Raw genomic sequence first — 14304 nt, forward strand, 5'->3', positions numbered from 1 at the left:
GATTGTGATGCGGTGCGGGCAGCGATCCGCCGAATCGAGAAGCAGTACGGCAAACGTGAGGACGGTGTTCCGGTCGGGGAAGATTCGGAGCGCAACGAGTTCTACGCCTCGAAAGGCCTGTACGGCAGAGTGACGGTGAAGGGCGACTTGGATGCTGTGAACGGGGCCCGTCTGATCACGTTGTTGTCGAGCCTGTCGGCGCCGACACCGGAGAAGGACGGCGTCAAGGACACCCGCACGCCGGCATTACGACGGGCGGACGGGTTTTGCGAACTACTGCGCCGGTACGAGCGAGCGGGGCTGGGTCCAATCGAAGGCGGAGTGAAACCACACATCACGGTCACCGCGTCCGCGAAAGACATGACCGACCTTAAAGTTCTGAAAGACCTGTTGCCGTCCACCGAGGAACTCGGATTCGCGTGGACCGATTGGGTAGGCCCCATCAGTATCGACACCGCACGGATGCTCGCCTGCGACTGCACCGTCACCCGAATCTTGTTGGATGAGAATGGTGTTCCGCTCGACTGCGGCAAGGAAGCGAGAACGGCGACGGTGCCGCAGCGACGGGCTCTTGCGGTGCGTGATGGCGGGTGCGCGTTTCCGGGGTGCGGGACGCCGTCGGGGTGGTGCGATGCTCACCATATTGTTCACTGGAACGATGGCGGCCCAACAGATCTCGACAACCTGATCTTGTTGTGCGGTCACCATCATCGGACACTGCACCACACGGAGTGGCGGGTGGAGATCGGCCAGGATCGGAAGACGGTGTTCTACCCGCCGATGTCGGTTGATCCGTATCAGCATCCGATCGGTGGGAACAGCCCACCGACAGCGGCGTGACCGCCACAACCGAAAACTGATACACCGGGGCACAACCATGCCCCGGTGTATCCGCATGCTGTGTTGCGGTGGGAGGGGCCGGCACCAATACGATCGGGGGATGAGTTCTCCGCGTGACCTTGCTGCCATCCCGAGTCCTGCGCTCGAAGGCACTGCGCTCACCGTCGTGGTCCCGGTCGGTTCTTTCGAACAACACGGACCGCACCTGCCTCTCGATACCGACACTCGGATCGCGAGAGCAGTCGCACAGGCCCTGCCCGACGTCGTCGTGGCCCCGGCCATCGAATACGGGGCGAGCGGCGAACACGAAGGGTTTGCCGGCACGATTTCGATCGGTGCCGAGGCTATGGAAACCCTCGTCGTCGAATACGGAAGGTCGGCGTTCAGGTGGACGAAGCGGGTGCTGTTCGTCAACGGCCACGGCGGAAATGGTCCCGCGCTGGCCAAAGCTGTGGCACTTCTTCGATACGAGGGACGTGACGCCGCTTGGGTGCCGTGCGCTGTTGCGGGTGCCGATGCGCACGCGGGGCACACTGAAACGAGCCTATTGCTGCACCTTTCGCCCGATTTGGTGCACATGAGCCTTGCTGAGACAGGAAATTTGTCTCCTATCGCGGACCTGATGCCAGGAATGCGTTCGGGCGGTATGGTCGCTGTGTCGCAAAACGGCGTTCTCGGCAATCCAGTCGGGGCTACCGCCGAAGACGGCGCATACATCTTCGGTGAGTTGGTAGGACGCGTGACGGATGGACTGGCCCGGTGGGAGCCTGGTCCAGATGGGAGGCTTCGGTGACGACCACGACCGAGTGGGGGCGGACGGTCCACCTGCGACGGCTTTCGAGGCTGCGACGAGTTGCAGCACGACGGGCTACGTCCCTTACGATCATCTGATGCGACCAGCAAGACTCCCCGACGGCTTCGGCATTCGGTTGGACCCCAAGGTGCGCACGTACTCGGGCGGCCGGGTGCTCATCGGCGGCTCTCCGACACGGATGCTCAAGCTGGCTCCGACGGCTGCGGCGATGATCGGTGACGGCTTCCTCGAGGTGGTCGATCAGCAGAGCGCTGCGGTTGCTCGTCACCTTCTCGATTCAGGCGTCGCGAATCCTCGTCCGATGTCGACACCGTCTGCGGCAGATGTCACCGTCGTGATTCCGGTCAAGGACAACCAGGCCGGCGTCGAACGCCTACTGCCCGTCCTCAAGGATCTGACCGTCATCGTTGTCGACGACGGTTCGGAAGTGCCGGTGGAGCCCCGTCGCGCCTGCCCGGGCACCGGAACCATCACAGTGGTGCGGCACGAGAGCGCCCGCGGACCCTCGGCAGCGAGAAACTCGGGATTGCGTTCGGCCCAAACACGTTTCGTAGCTTTCCTCGACTCCGACGTCATACCGCGTGCCGGTTGGCTCGAGTTGATGTTGGGCCACTTCAGTGATCCAGGGGTTGCCCTTGTTGCGCCCCGCATCGTCGCCCTCGATCCGTACGGGACGGCGCTGGCGCGGTACGAGAACATGCGATCGTCTCTCGACCTCGGACGCAAAGAAGCTGCGGTGAAGTCGGGAAGTCCGGTCGCCTATGTTCCCAGCGCGGCCGTGATCGTCCGGCGCGACGTGGCACTCGAATGCAACGGTTTCGACGAGAGTCTCGAAGTGGCCGAGGACGTCGATTTCTGCTGGCGACTGCAGGCTGCGGGTTGGCGACTGAGGTACGAACCGGTTGCGCATGTCGCCCACGATCATCGAGTTCAGTTCGACAAGTGGTTCGCCAGGAGAGCGTTCTACGGCACGGGCGCGGCGCCGTTGGCTGCAAGACACGAGGGTTCGGTTCCGCCGATGGCGATGTCGTTCTCGACGCTCTTCGCGTGCATCGCCGCCGCAACACTGACCCGTTCCGGTCTTGCGAGTGCGCTGGGCGCTCTGCTCTTCACGGTGTATCGCCTGCGAAAGATGTTCAACGGGCTGAGTCAGCCCACCCGGATCGCAGCGATCCTCACTGCGCAGGGGTTTGTCGGAGGATTCTGGCAACTCGCCTCGGCGATGTGTCGTCACTACTGGCCGGTGACTCTTCTGGCGGTGATCGCTTCCCGTCGAATTCGGCGACTGGCCGTCGCTGCGGCCGTCACCGAAGGTTTGGTGGACTGGTATCGCCACCGTGAGCCAGGCGGGCTGGGTCCGGTTCGGTACGTCTTCTTCAAACGAGCAGATGACATCGCGTATGGAGCCGGACTCTGGCGGGGCGCGTTCGACGCTCGCGACTGGGCGGCGCTGAAACCTCGAATCACCAAGTGACAGAAGCCGACTACGCAGACTTCCTGGTTGTCGGTGGTGGCACGTGTGGCTGCGTCGTCGCAGCCAGGCTCAGCGAAGATCCATCCGCCACGGTGATGCTCCTCGAATCGGGAAGCGGATATCGTTCGGCGCTCGAACTTCCGGACGTCCTGGGTGATCCGTACCGACTGCCGGTCGGACCTGCGAGCGAATACACGTGGACGTATCCGGTCGAACTGACACCGCGTCGGGCGTCCACGATTGCGCGCGGGCGGACACTCGGTGGGTCCGGGGCCGTCAACGGTGCGTACTTCACGCGCGCGACCCGCGCAGATTTCGAGAACTGGCCGAGTGCTTGGCGATACGACGACGTCTTGCCGTACTTCAAGAAGTCTGAGACGGATCGTGATTTCGAGGGCGAGTTCCACGGGACCGCCGGTCCGATCCCGGTCGAGCGTCGAGCGTGGGACCAACTGCATCCACTGAGCGGTGAGTTTCATGCGGCAGCGCTCGGAGCAGGCTTTCCCGACGACGTCGACAAGAATGCGCCGGACTCGTTCGGCGTCGGCCGAGTGCCACTGAACGTGGCGGATCATCGTCGGATCAGTACTGCGATCGGGTATCTGATGCCGGCATTGCACCGCCCGAATTTGCGGGTGGAATCCGGAGTGAACGTCATTCGCATCGTATTCTCGGAAACCCGTGCGATCGGCGTCGACGTTCTCGACGACGGCAACGTCCGACGCATTCGTGCCGACCACGTGATCGTGTGTTCGGGTGCGGTGGCGACGCCGCACATTCTCTTGAATTCCGGTGTTGGACCGGCGGAACAACTTGCAGAGCAAGGAGTTTCCGTCATTCTCGATCGACCTGGCGTCGGCCAGAACTTCGTCGACCATCCGGAAGTGCTGCTGCCGTACCATTTTTCGACGCCTCGTACGATTCGCTCGCAGACACCGGTGCTGGAGACTGCACTCAATCTCGCCGAGCTTGAAATCCGCCCGTACACCGCATCTTTCACAGACTTGGTTCCCGGTGTGCCTCGCATGGATCACGGCGTCGGGGTGGTCCTCATGGCGCCGCGCAGTCGTGGGAGCATCGAACTGGCATCGGGGGATCCCGCTGGGGCACCGCGTATTCGATACAACTACGTCGCGTCGACGCACGATCGAGCAGCCATTCGGGAAGGAATGCAGATCGCCGAGAACCTTCTCGAGTCGATCGCCGAGACCGGGTTGATCGATCGCCCCGTCGTGGAGTACACCGACGAGTGGATCGAATCTCGCCTCGGTACGTCCTTGCACATGTCCGGTAGCTGCGTGATGGGCGCCGAATCGGACCCGTTCGCAGTCGTCGATGATCGGTGCCGTGTGATCGGCGCGCAAGGACTCAGTATTGTTGACACGTCAATCCTGCCGACGATCCCGACCCGCGGCCCACACGCGACCGCGGTGATGGTCGCGGAACGAGCAAGCGCCATCCTGCTCGGTGACGAGTGACCGCGAGGGGCAGCAGGCTAGGTCGACAGTCATACCGAATGGTCGTTCTCGCCTATGGGCTGTGATCGGCGTTACAGTGGTCCACGGAGCGGAGGAACGCAAAATATGGCACGTGAACAGGCTGTGTCCGGCAACCCGTGGGTGGCGGTCAGGCCAGGGGATGACGTCGCGTTACTCGCGCGGCGACTTTCGTCTGCCCATCAGTCGTTCATCGATGCCCGCGGCGTGCCCGGCCAGGGGCTGACCGACGACTCCCATGTCCGTTCGGTCGTGCTCGAGTCCTGGATGCGGAGCCGCAACAAGGGAGTAAATCCTGATGTTGTCGGCAACCCTGAGATGCTCGAAGGGTTGGAACTCGAAAAATATCGGTCCGCGCATCCCATGTCACTGATCCGTCCGGTGATTCGGAAACTCCTGGTGGAAGATGCTGCCGAGACCGGATTGCTGATCGCGATCAGCGACGCACACGGTCGACTGCTCTGGGTCGAGGGTGACAACTCGGCCAAGGACAAGGCGTTGTCCATGAACTTCGTCGAAGGCGCCGACTGGAGCGAAGATCGTGTCGGCACCAATGCGCCGGGAACGGCGCTTGCTCTCGATCACTCCGTACAGATTTTCGGATCCGAGCATTTCAACCGAACCGTGCACGACTGGAGTTGTTCGGCCGCACCCGTCCACGATCCCACCACTGGGCAAATCCTTGGTGCCATCGACATCACCGGTGGTCCCAGGGTCGCAGTTCCCGAAGTGCTGTCGCTGATCCGTGCAACTGTTGCGGCCGCCGAATCGGAATTGCGATTCCACCTCTTGAACTCGCCTATCCCGCTCAGCGCGACGGCTCCGCGCCTCGAAACATTCGGTGCCGGACGGCCGACGCTGGTTCGCGGCGGTGACCGCATCCCGATTTCGCAGCGTCACGCCGAGATTCTCCTTCTGCTCTCCGAACATCCGGAGGGTCTGAGCTCCGACCACCTTGCGGTCCTGCTCGACGAGGGGGAGCTCGACGCAGTGACCATTCGCGCGGAAATGTCGCGGCTTCGTAAGGTTTTCGGTGCCGACCGGCTGGCTTCGCGTCCTTATCGGATCATCACGGAGTTCACGACAGACGTCGGCGACGTGCGGGCGGCGTTGGATCGCGGAGACGCAGCGACGGCGATGAAACTGTATTCGGGCCCGGTACTGGCAGGCTCGGCCTCCCCGGGAATCGAAGAGGTGCGGGAAGAACTACGCACCAGGGTTCAGGCGGCTCTGCTGCGTGGAGGTGACGCCAACCTTCTGGCCCGGTGGACCACGTCCGTACACGGGCGCGAAGACTCCGTCGTGTGGGAGGCCTACCTGTCCACGTTGGATCCTCAATCTCCGCTGTATTCGCAGGTCCAGGCAAGAATTGATCTCCTCGACCGCCAATTGGGCATCTGAGAATCATCTGCGTTTCTCGCACGCAACGTACTTGCAACGTTGCAACTCCTAGTGTTGTGAATCACACCCCACCGGGGGTGGGATTGCAGTCACCGATTTGGTGGGTGCGCCCAGGAAGATCACGTTTACATAGGAGCTTGCAATGACCGTGTACGCCCGCCCAGGTACCGCCGACGCGATCATGTCCTTCCAGTCTCGATACGACAACTGGATCGGCAACGAATGGGTTGCTCCGGTCAAGGGTCAGTACTTCGAGAACCCGACACCGGTGACCGGACAGAATTTTTGTGATGTGGCTCGTTCCACCGCAGAAGACATCGAGCTCGCTCTCGACGCAGCGCACGCAGCAGCTCCGGCCTGGGGCAAGACCTCGGTCGCCGAGCGCGCGATCATCTTGAACAAGATCGCTGATCGTATGGAGGAGAACCTCGAATCCATCGCACTCGCCGAGTCGTGGGACAACGGCAAGCCGATCCGCGAGACCCTCAACGCCGACATTCCGCTCGCCATCGATCACTTCCGTTACTTCGCGGGAGCTATTCGCGCACAGGAAGGTTCGCTTTCGGAGATCAACTCCGACACCGTGGCGTACCACTTCCACGAGCCGCTCGGCGTAGTCGGCCAGATCATTCCGTGGAACTTCCCGATCCTCATGGCCGTGTGGAAGCTCGCTCCCGCCCTTGCTGCCGGCAATGCCATCGTGCTCAAGCCTGCCGAGCAGACACCCGTCTCGATCCTGCACCTCATCGGCATCATCGGTGACCTGCTGCCTGCCGGTGTGCTCAACATCGTCAACGGCTTCGGCGTCGAGGCCGGAAAGCCGCTCGCGTCGAGCCCGCGTATCAAGAAGATCGCGTTCACCGGTGAAACCACCACAGGTCGCCTGATCATGCAGTACGCGTCGCAGAACCTCATCCCCGTGACCCTCGAACTCGGTGGCAAGAGCCCCAACATCTTCTTCTCCGACGTCCTCGCCTCCAATGACGACTACCAGGACAAGGCACTCGAGGGCTTCACGATGTTCGCCCTCAACCAGGGCGAGGTCTGCACCTGCCCGTCACGTTCGCTGATCCAGGAAGACATCTTCGACGAGTTCCTCGCGATGGCCGCCATTCGCACCAAGGCTGTGCGCCAAGGGGATCCGCTCGACACCGACACCATGATCGGTGCCCAGGCCAGCAACGATCAGCTCGAGAAGATCCTCTCGTACATCGAGATCGGCAAGGCCGAAGGCGCCAAGGTCATCACCGGTGGTGAGCGGGCCGAACTCGGCGGAGACCTGTCCGGCGGCTACTACGTCCAGCCGACGGTGTTCACCGGCAATAACAAGATGCGCATCTTCCAGGAAGAGATCTTCGGACCCGTCGTCTCGGTCACCTCGTTCAAGGACTACGACGAGGCCATCGAAATCGCCAACGACACGCTCTACGGTTTGGGCGCCGGTGTCTGGTCCCGCGACGGCGGAGTCGCGTACCGCGCAGGCCGCGACATCCAGGCCGGTCGCGTCTGGACCAACACGTACCACCAGTACCCGGCACACGCCGCTTTCGGTGGATACAAGCAGTCCGGCATCGGCCGCGAGAACCACCTGATGATGCTCTCGCACTACCAGCAGACCAAGAACCTCCTGGTCAGCTACGCCCAGAAGGCTCAGGGCTTCTTCTGATCGACCCACCGGCACCCGTGAGCCCCTCGCTGCGGGTGCCGGTGCGCAAGACTGCAACACGCGAAACCTGCACAAACACACGGAGGTTGGAATGAGCGCCACGGACACACCCGATACCGGCGCCGTTCCACCCCGGTTGGTGACCACCGCTGGGGCGGCTGACCTGCTACGCCGCCTCAGCGGGACTCACGGCGAACTGATGATGCATCAATCCGGCGGATGCTGCGACGGCTCGGCCCCGATGTGTTATCCCTCAGGCGAATTCATCGTCGGGGACCGTGACGTACTACTCGGAATCGTCGATCTCCGACTTGCTGTCGGAGAGATTCCCGAAGACCTTCCCACCGGAACCGACGCTGTACAGGTCTGGATTTCCGGATCACAGTTCGAAGCCTGGAAGCACACCCAGTTGGTGCTGGACGTCGTGCCCGGCCGCGGCAGCGGATTCAGCCTGGAGTCTCCTGAAGGATTCAGATTCCTCAGTCGAGCAAGGGCATTCACACCGGACGAAAACGAAGCACTCGGCGCGTCGAGCATTCTCGTAGGCGCTGATTGGGAAGCGGGCGTGCGTCCATCGCCCCCGACAGTTCCCCAGGTCGTCGCCGAGGCCGTCGATGCCTGCCCGGTGCCAGGCGCGGCCGCCCGATCGTGAGAACGGCCGCCTGAAGAAGATCTGAACAGACTCGGGGCCGCTCACATGACAGCCAGTTAACAGCACGGTCATCTCCAGGCGACCTTCTCCGTACATCGCCCACATACCGTTCATTTCACGCGACGCATCCACCGTGCGTCGTCTCATTCTTGACCGATTCAGAGGATGGACATGTCTCTTTCCGACCACGCAACCGGCAAAAACGCCGGTGCCGCGGGTGCACACCACGACGGCGCAGACTTCCATGCGGAAGACAATTCGTATCTGGAGAAACGAACACTCCGAAAGGGAACAGCAGGGTGGGTGCTGCTTGCGGGGTTGGGTGTCAGCTATGTGATTTCCGGTGACTATGCCGGCTGGAACAACGGTCTGGCCGAAGGTGGTTTCGGTGGCCTTCTCATCGCGGCCGTCGTCATCGCGGGGATGTACCTGGCGATGGTGCTCGGTATGGCCGAGATGTCGTCGGCACTTCCTGCCGCTGGTGGTGGATACACGTTTGCCAGACGGGCCATGGGGCCCTGGGGCGGATTTGCAACCGGCACAGCAATTCTCATCGAGTACTCGATAGCACCCGCAGCGATCGCGACCTTCATCGGTGCGTACGTCGAGTCCCTGAACCTGTTCGGGATCACCGACGGGTGGTGGGTGTACCTCGCGGTGTACGCGATCTTCATCGGCATTCACCTCACCGGCGCCGGTGAGGCACTCAAGGCGATGTTCATCATCACCGCCATTGCACTCGTCGGCCTGGTCGTGTTCGCGGTTTCGGCTGTCGGCCTTTTTGATTCGTCCAACCTCACCGATATCGCCGTCGACACCAGCGCAGTCGGATCGTCGTCGTTCCTGCCATTCGGTCTGCTCGGAATCTGGGCCGCCGTGCCCTTCGCGATCTGGTTCTTCCTTGCCGTCGAAGGTGTGCCGCTGGCCGCCGAGGAAGCGCGTGAACCGGAGAAGAACGTCCCCCGCGGCATCATCATCAGCATGTTGATCCTGATCGTCACAGGCGCAACGGTTCTCTTCCTCGCCACCGGCGCGCTCGGCGCCGACGCCCTGTCCACCTCCGGAAATCCGCTCGTCGAGGCTCTGGGGGACAGCGGAGCGGCAAAGGCCGTCAACTACATCGGACTTGCCGGTCTGGTCGCGAGCTTCTTCTCGATCATGTACGCGTACTCACGCCAGACGTTTGCGCTCTCCCGCGCCGGCTACCTGCCGAAGAACCTGTCGGTGACCAACAAGCGCAAGGCCCCCACTCTCGCGCTCGTCGTTCCCGGAATCATCGGCTTCGCGCTCTCACTCACCGGTGAAGGTGCCATGTTGCTCAACATGGCGGTGTTCGGCGCGGCAGTCAGCTACGTCCTGATGATGGTGAGTCACATCGTTCTTCGTAAGCGTGAGCCGAACATGCCGCGCCCGTACCGCACGCCCGGCGGTATCGCCACCACCTCGTTTGCGCTCGTGATCGCGGCAGTGTCGGTGGTGGCCACCTTCCTGGTCGATCCCGTTGCGGCACTGCTCACCTTGGTCGCCTTCGGCGTTCTGATGGCGTACTTCGGTCTCTACAGTCGCCACCACCTTGTTGCCAACTCGCCGGACGAGGAGTTTGCTGTACTTGCACAGGCGGAAGAAGAATTGGGATGAGTCGCGGGATGGCCAAGTATCACCAGCAGGTATCCGGAACCAACTACTCGTTCGACGGTCTCGTCGATCTGATGGCAAAAGCGACACCACTGCGGTCGGGTGACGAACTCGCCGGTTGCGCGGCAAGCTCCGATGCCGAACGCGCTGCTGCCCAATGGGTTCTGGCTGATCTTCCGTTGACGGTGTTCCTCGAAGACCTGTTGGTTCCGTACGAGGACGACGAGGTGACCCGGCTCATCATCGACAGCCACGATCGCCTCGCATTTGCGCCAGTGGCCCACCTGACTGTTGGCGGATTACGGGACTGGCTGCTCGAGACTGCGTCGGCGCCGGAAGCTTCAGCACGCTTGTCTGCCGTGAGTCCCGGTCTGACCCCCGAGATGGTTGCCGCGGTCAGCAAGATCATGCGCAATCAGGACCTGATCGCCGTCGCCAAGGCCATCACGGTCACCGCGGGGTTTCGCACCACCATCGGACTGCCTGGACGGCTGAGCACCCGACTCCAGCCAAACCACCCGACGGACGATCCACGCGGCATTGCGGCGGCCACATTGGACGGTCTCCTGATGGGATGTGGCGACGCCGTCATCGGCATCAACCCCGCGACGGATTCACCCCAGGCCACCTCGGATCTGCTCCACCTGCTCGACGACATCCGTCAGCGATTCGAGATCCCGACTCAGTCGTGCGTGCTCTCTCACGTGACCACCACGATCGGACTGATCGAATCGGGGGTGCCGGTCGATCTTGTCTTCCAATCGATTGCCGGTACCGAAGGCGCCAATTCCGGTTTCGGAGTGAACATTCCGCTACTGCGCGAGGGTAACGAGGCCGGACGCTCCTTGAACCGCGGAACGGTCGGCAACAACGTCATGTACCTCGAGACAGGGCAGGGGTCCGCCCTCAGTTCAGGTGCCCACTACGGCACCGGTGGAGTCCCGGTCGATCAGCAGACACTCGAGACCAGGGCATACGCCGTGGCCCGAGATCTCGAGCCGCTGCTGGTCAACACGGTGGTCGGTTTCATCGGTCCCGAGTACCTCTACGACGGCAAGCAGATCATTCGCGCGGGCTTGGAGGATCACTTCTGCGGAAAACTCCTCGGGCTGCCGATGGGAGTGGACGTCTGCTACACCAACCACGCCGAAGCCGATCAAGACGACATGGACAACCTCCTCACCTTGCTGGGCGTCGCCGGCGCGGCGTTCGTGATCGCGGTGCCCGGCGCCGACGACGTGATGCTCGGCTATCAAAGTCTGGCGTTCCACGACGCGTTGTACGTGCGTAAGGTCCTCGGTTTGCAGCCCGCCCCGGAGTTCGAGACCTGGCTCCACAACTTGGGGATGACCGACGCAAACGGTCGGGTTCTTCCGATCGACGCCGAAATGTCGCCGCTGCGGGCTTTGACGGTGAACTCATGACCGAAGATCAGGCGCCGATCCTCGATTTCTGGGGTCCACTGCGCAAGACCACACAATCGCGTATCGGGCTGGGGCGTGCCGGAGATTCGTTGCCCACCAAGCGGGTTCTCGAATTCAAGGCAGCACACGCCGCAGCCCGCGACGCAGTGCACGAGCCACTCGATTCCGAGACTCTCGCCAGTCGGGTCGACGGGGTGGGTATCGGGGCACCGGTGGTGGTCGCGAGCAGCGTCTCCACCCGCAGCGAGTATCTACGGAGACCCGACCTGGGGCGACAACCCGCGGACCTGAGCGCGATCAAGAGCTCCGACAAGGAAATCGGGTTCATCCTCGCCGACGGACTCTCCCCGCGAGCACTGATGGACCACGGCGAGCAACTACTGTCCGCGTTGGTCACGGTGTTGGGGGAGCAGTACTCGATTGCGCCGCCGGTGATCGCCACGAATGCCCGTGTGGCACTGGGTGATCACATCGCCGCCGCGATGGGAGTGCAGACGGCCATCGTCCTGATCGGCGAACGTCCAGGGCTCTCCGTTGCGGACAGCGTCGGGATCTATCTGACTCACCTTCCGCGCGTCGGTCGTACCGACGCGGATCGAAACTGCATTTCCAATGTCCACCCACCCGAGGGCCTCGGATACGAGCAGGCTGCTCGTGTCGTCCTTGGGTTGGTGACGGGAGCGCGCCAATTGGGCCGCTCCGGCGTCGACCTCAAGGACACCTCTCGCGCCGACGCCGTTGCGTCGGGAGAAGTGCTGACGCTCGACTAGTTGACAGCTGCACGGCATACCCGGGTCGATCGACACTCGGGTATGCCGTCGTACCCGAATCACGACGAAAATGAGGGAATCGATGTTCCGTTCGCTGCATGCCCGCGCCCTGTGTGCGTTGGCCGTAGGTAGTGTCCTGTTGAGTGCAACTGCATGTAGTTCGGCCGAGAGTGCCACGAAAGAGGATGCGGCGCAGAGTGGTTCATCCTGCGCGGTGTTGGATCCCAGTCTGGCGTGGTACGGCGACAACCGTGTGAGGTTGGATGCCATGATGACGGAGTTCGGAACGTGTGGAGCTGCAGGTGATGTCGATGACGGCGCTCCGTTGGCGCTCTTCGACTGGGACAACACAGTTGTCAAGAACGACATCGGAAGCGCCACTGCATTCTGGATGATCAAGAACAACAAGGTGTTACAGCCCGTGGGAGCGGACTGGGCAACCACCAGTCGCTTCATGACTCCAGCCGGCGCTGCCGCACTTTCCGCCGCGTGTGGCTCGGAGACCGCCGCGGGTCAACCCTTGGTAACCAGTACCGACTTGGACTGCGCTGACGAGATCGTTGCGGTACTCGAGGAGAAAACTCGCGACGGACAGGTTGCATTCGACGGCTACGATCACCGCCGGACCAAGGCTGCATACGCGTGGGCGGTGCAGTTGATGGCAGGGCACACCGAGGACGAGATCACCGAGTACGCCCGCGCAGCGCGTGCTGAGAATCTCGCTGCTGCAGAAGGATCCGATCAGACCGTCGGTACCACGGAAGTCGACGGCTCGGTGCGTTACTACGCGCAAATCGAAGATTTGGTGAAAGCCCTCGGCGCTCATGGATTCGACGTGCGGATCATCTCCGCGTCGGCCGAACCGGTCGTTCGAGTCTGGTCGGAGCAGCTGGGATTGGATGCCGATCACGTGATGGGAGTTCGGCCGATCGTCGAGGGCGGCGTTCTGACGGGGCGCCTGCGGGGATGTGGTGGGGTTGCGGACGGTGACGACTCGGTCATTCCGTACATCGATGGGAAGCGGTGTCAGGTCAACGAGGTTGTCTACGGGGTCCAAGGGCCTACGGCGTTCGAGCAGTTGCCTGCCGATCGGCGTCAGGTGTTTGCTGCCGGTGATTCTGTCACCGACGTGACGTTCCTCGGAGATGCGACCGGTGCGCGCCTGGTGATCAACCGCAACAATCCCGAACTGATGTGCAATGCCTACGACAACAGTGACGGAAAATGGCTGGTCAACCCCATGTTCATCGAACCGAAAGCACAGGCGGATGCTCCCTATCGCTGCTCGACCGATGCCTACACCGACGCGGCCGGGGCCAAAGGCGCCGTAACTCGTGCGGACGGCAGCGTGATCCCCGATCAGGTCGATTCCGTCGCGTGACAGTCGGCTTGCTGCGGTGACTTCACAACGATCGATCGGCGTGTGATCTGATTCTTTCGAGCCCTTTGTCGGGCTGCGGAAACCCACGGGTGTCCGCTGTGATGCTGGAGCCGCAGAGGCGGCACGTGAGTAGGAGAAATCGATGGCCTTCGCTGGCAATGTGGACGAGTTGGCACTGCTCCAAGCAGTGCGTCTCAAGGAGCGGGTCGGAGCGGTTGTACTGGCCGAGCACTTGGGCGTCAGCGCAGCGTCCGGTCAAGCTGCGTACGACGCACTTGTCGCGCAGGGAAAAGCGGCCGAAGCAGAAGGTGCCATCAGCCTGACCGAGAAAGGCCTCGCGGAACTCGAAGATCAGTTGGACGCTGAGCGGGTCTCGATCGACGAGGACTCCATCGGCGAGGTGTACGAGGCTTTCGTTCCGCTGGACGAGGAGTTCGTTGCACTTATCGACGACGCAGACGCGAATTCCCTTGCCGAGCTGGACCGCCGGGCTGCAAACCTGTTCGACGATTTGTCGGCATTCGTTCCGCGGTTGTCCCGCTACCAGGATCTCTTCTCGGATGCTCTCGCTAAAGTTCAAGCGGGGGAGTCCAAGTGGATTTCAGAACCGATCATCGACTCCTATGCCACGGTGTGGGGAGAGATCCGTCAGGAGCTTTTCGGGGCTGCCGGAAAGGCTTGATTCGTAGCGCTGGACCTGACGCAGTTCAGCGTGGGCCGTCCGATTGTAGTGCGGGGGTGAGCCACATCA

At 62.3% G+C, this 14304-nt stretch carries 12 protein-coding genes; all 12 read left to right on the forward strand.

Going from position 1 to position 14304, the window contains the following annotated elements; translation table 11 throughout:
• The coding region (locus AC1DWA_RS31605) for an HNH endonuclease signature motif containing protein (protein ID WP_477917495.1) at positions 1-840 on the forward strand (840 nt) is incomplete at its 5' end.
• Positions 841-940: 100 nt separating this feature from the next.
• On the forward strand, positions 941-1633 hold the full coding sequence (gene mftE, locus AC1DWA_RS31610) for a mycofactocin biosynthesis peptidyl-dipeptidase MftE (RefSeq protein ID WP_019744248.1): 693 nt from the start codon (positions 941-943) through the stop codon (positions 1631-1633).
• Positions 1634-1730: 97 nt separating this feature from the next.
• Positions 1731-3128 (forward strand): mycofactocin biosynthesis glycosyltransferase MftF, encoded by a 1398-nt coding sequence (gene mftF, locus AC1DWA_RS31615; protein WP_020906864.1) that lies wholly within the window; start codon positions 1731-1733, stop codon positions 3126-3128.
• Entirely contained in the window at positions 3125-4606 is a 1482-nt protein-coding gene (mftG, locus tag AC1DWA_RS31620; protein WP_477847420.1) for a mycofactocin dehydrogenase MftG, read from the forward strand. The genes mftF and mftG overlap by 4 nt, the downstream gene beginning before the upstream one ends.
• Before the next feature lie 105 nt (positions 4607-4711).
• Positions 4712-6025 (forward strand): sigma-54-dependent transcriptional regulator family protein, encoded by a 1314-nt coding sequence (locus tag AC1DWA_RS31625; RefSeq protein ID WP_019744245.1) that lies wholly within the window; start codon positions 4712-4714, stop codon positions 6023-6025.
• Positions 6026-6167: 142 nt separating this feature from the next.
• Positions 6168-7691 carry an aldehyde dehydrogenase gene (gene adh, locus AC1DWA_RS31630; RefSeq protein WP_007730158.1) on the forward strand — a complete coding sequence of 508 codons (1524 nt, stop codon included), beginning with the start codon at positions 6168-6170 and terminating at the stop codon, positions 7689-7691.
• Positions 7692-7782: 91 nt separating this feature from the next.
• Positions 7783-8343: a DUF779 domain-containing protein gene (locus AC1DWA_RS31635; protein ID WP_019744244.1), complete on the forward strand. Its 561-nt coding sequence runs from the start codon at positions 7783-7785 to the stop codon at positions 8341-8343.
• A gap of 165 nt (positions 8344-8508) precedes the next feature.
• Positions 8509-9981, forward strand: a complete 1473-nt coding sequence (gene eat, locus AC1DWA_RS31640; RefSeq protein WP_003941913.1) for an ethanolamine permease — start codon at positions 8509-8511, stop codon at positions 9979-9981.
• A complete protein-coding gene (locus AC1DWA_RS31645; protein WP_097387623.1) occupies positions 9978-11402 on the forward strand; it encodes an ethanolamine ammonia-lyase subunit EutB in 1425 nt (474 codons plus the stop codon). The genes eat and AC1DWA_RS31645 overlap by 4 nt, the downstream gene beginning before the upstream one ends.
• Positions 11399-12172, forward strand: coding sequence for an ethanolamine ammonia-lyase subunit EutC (eutC, locus tag AC1DWA_RS31650; RefSeq protein WP_020969011.1), 774 nt, complete (start codon positions 11399-11401; stop codon positions 12170-12172). Before AC1DWA_RS31645 ends, eutC begins: the two co-directional genes overlap by 4 nt.
• 82 nt (positions 12173-12254) lie before the next feature.
• The gene (locus AC1DWA_RS31655) at positions 12255-13553 is read left to right on the forward strand and encodes an HAD-IB family phosphatase (protein WP_477847424.1); all 1299 of its coding nucleotides are present in this window, start codon (positions 12255-12257) and stop codon (positions 13551-13553) included.
• A gap of 142 nt (positions 13554-13695) precedes the next feature.
• Positions 13696-14235: a hypothetical protein gene (locus AC1DWA_RS31660; protein ID WP_019744240.1), complete on the forward strand. Its 540-nt coding sequence runs from the start codon at positions 13696-13698 to the stop codon at positions 14233-14235.
• Positions 14236-14304: the final 69 nt, after the last annotated feature.

Source organism: Rhodococcus sp. P4_F3_2 (assembly GCF_056401335.1).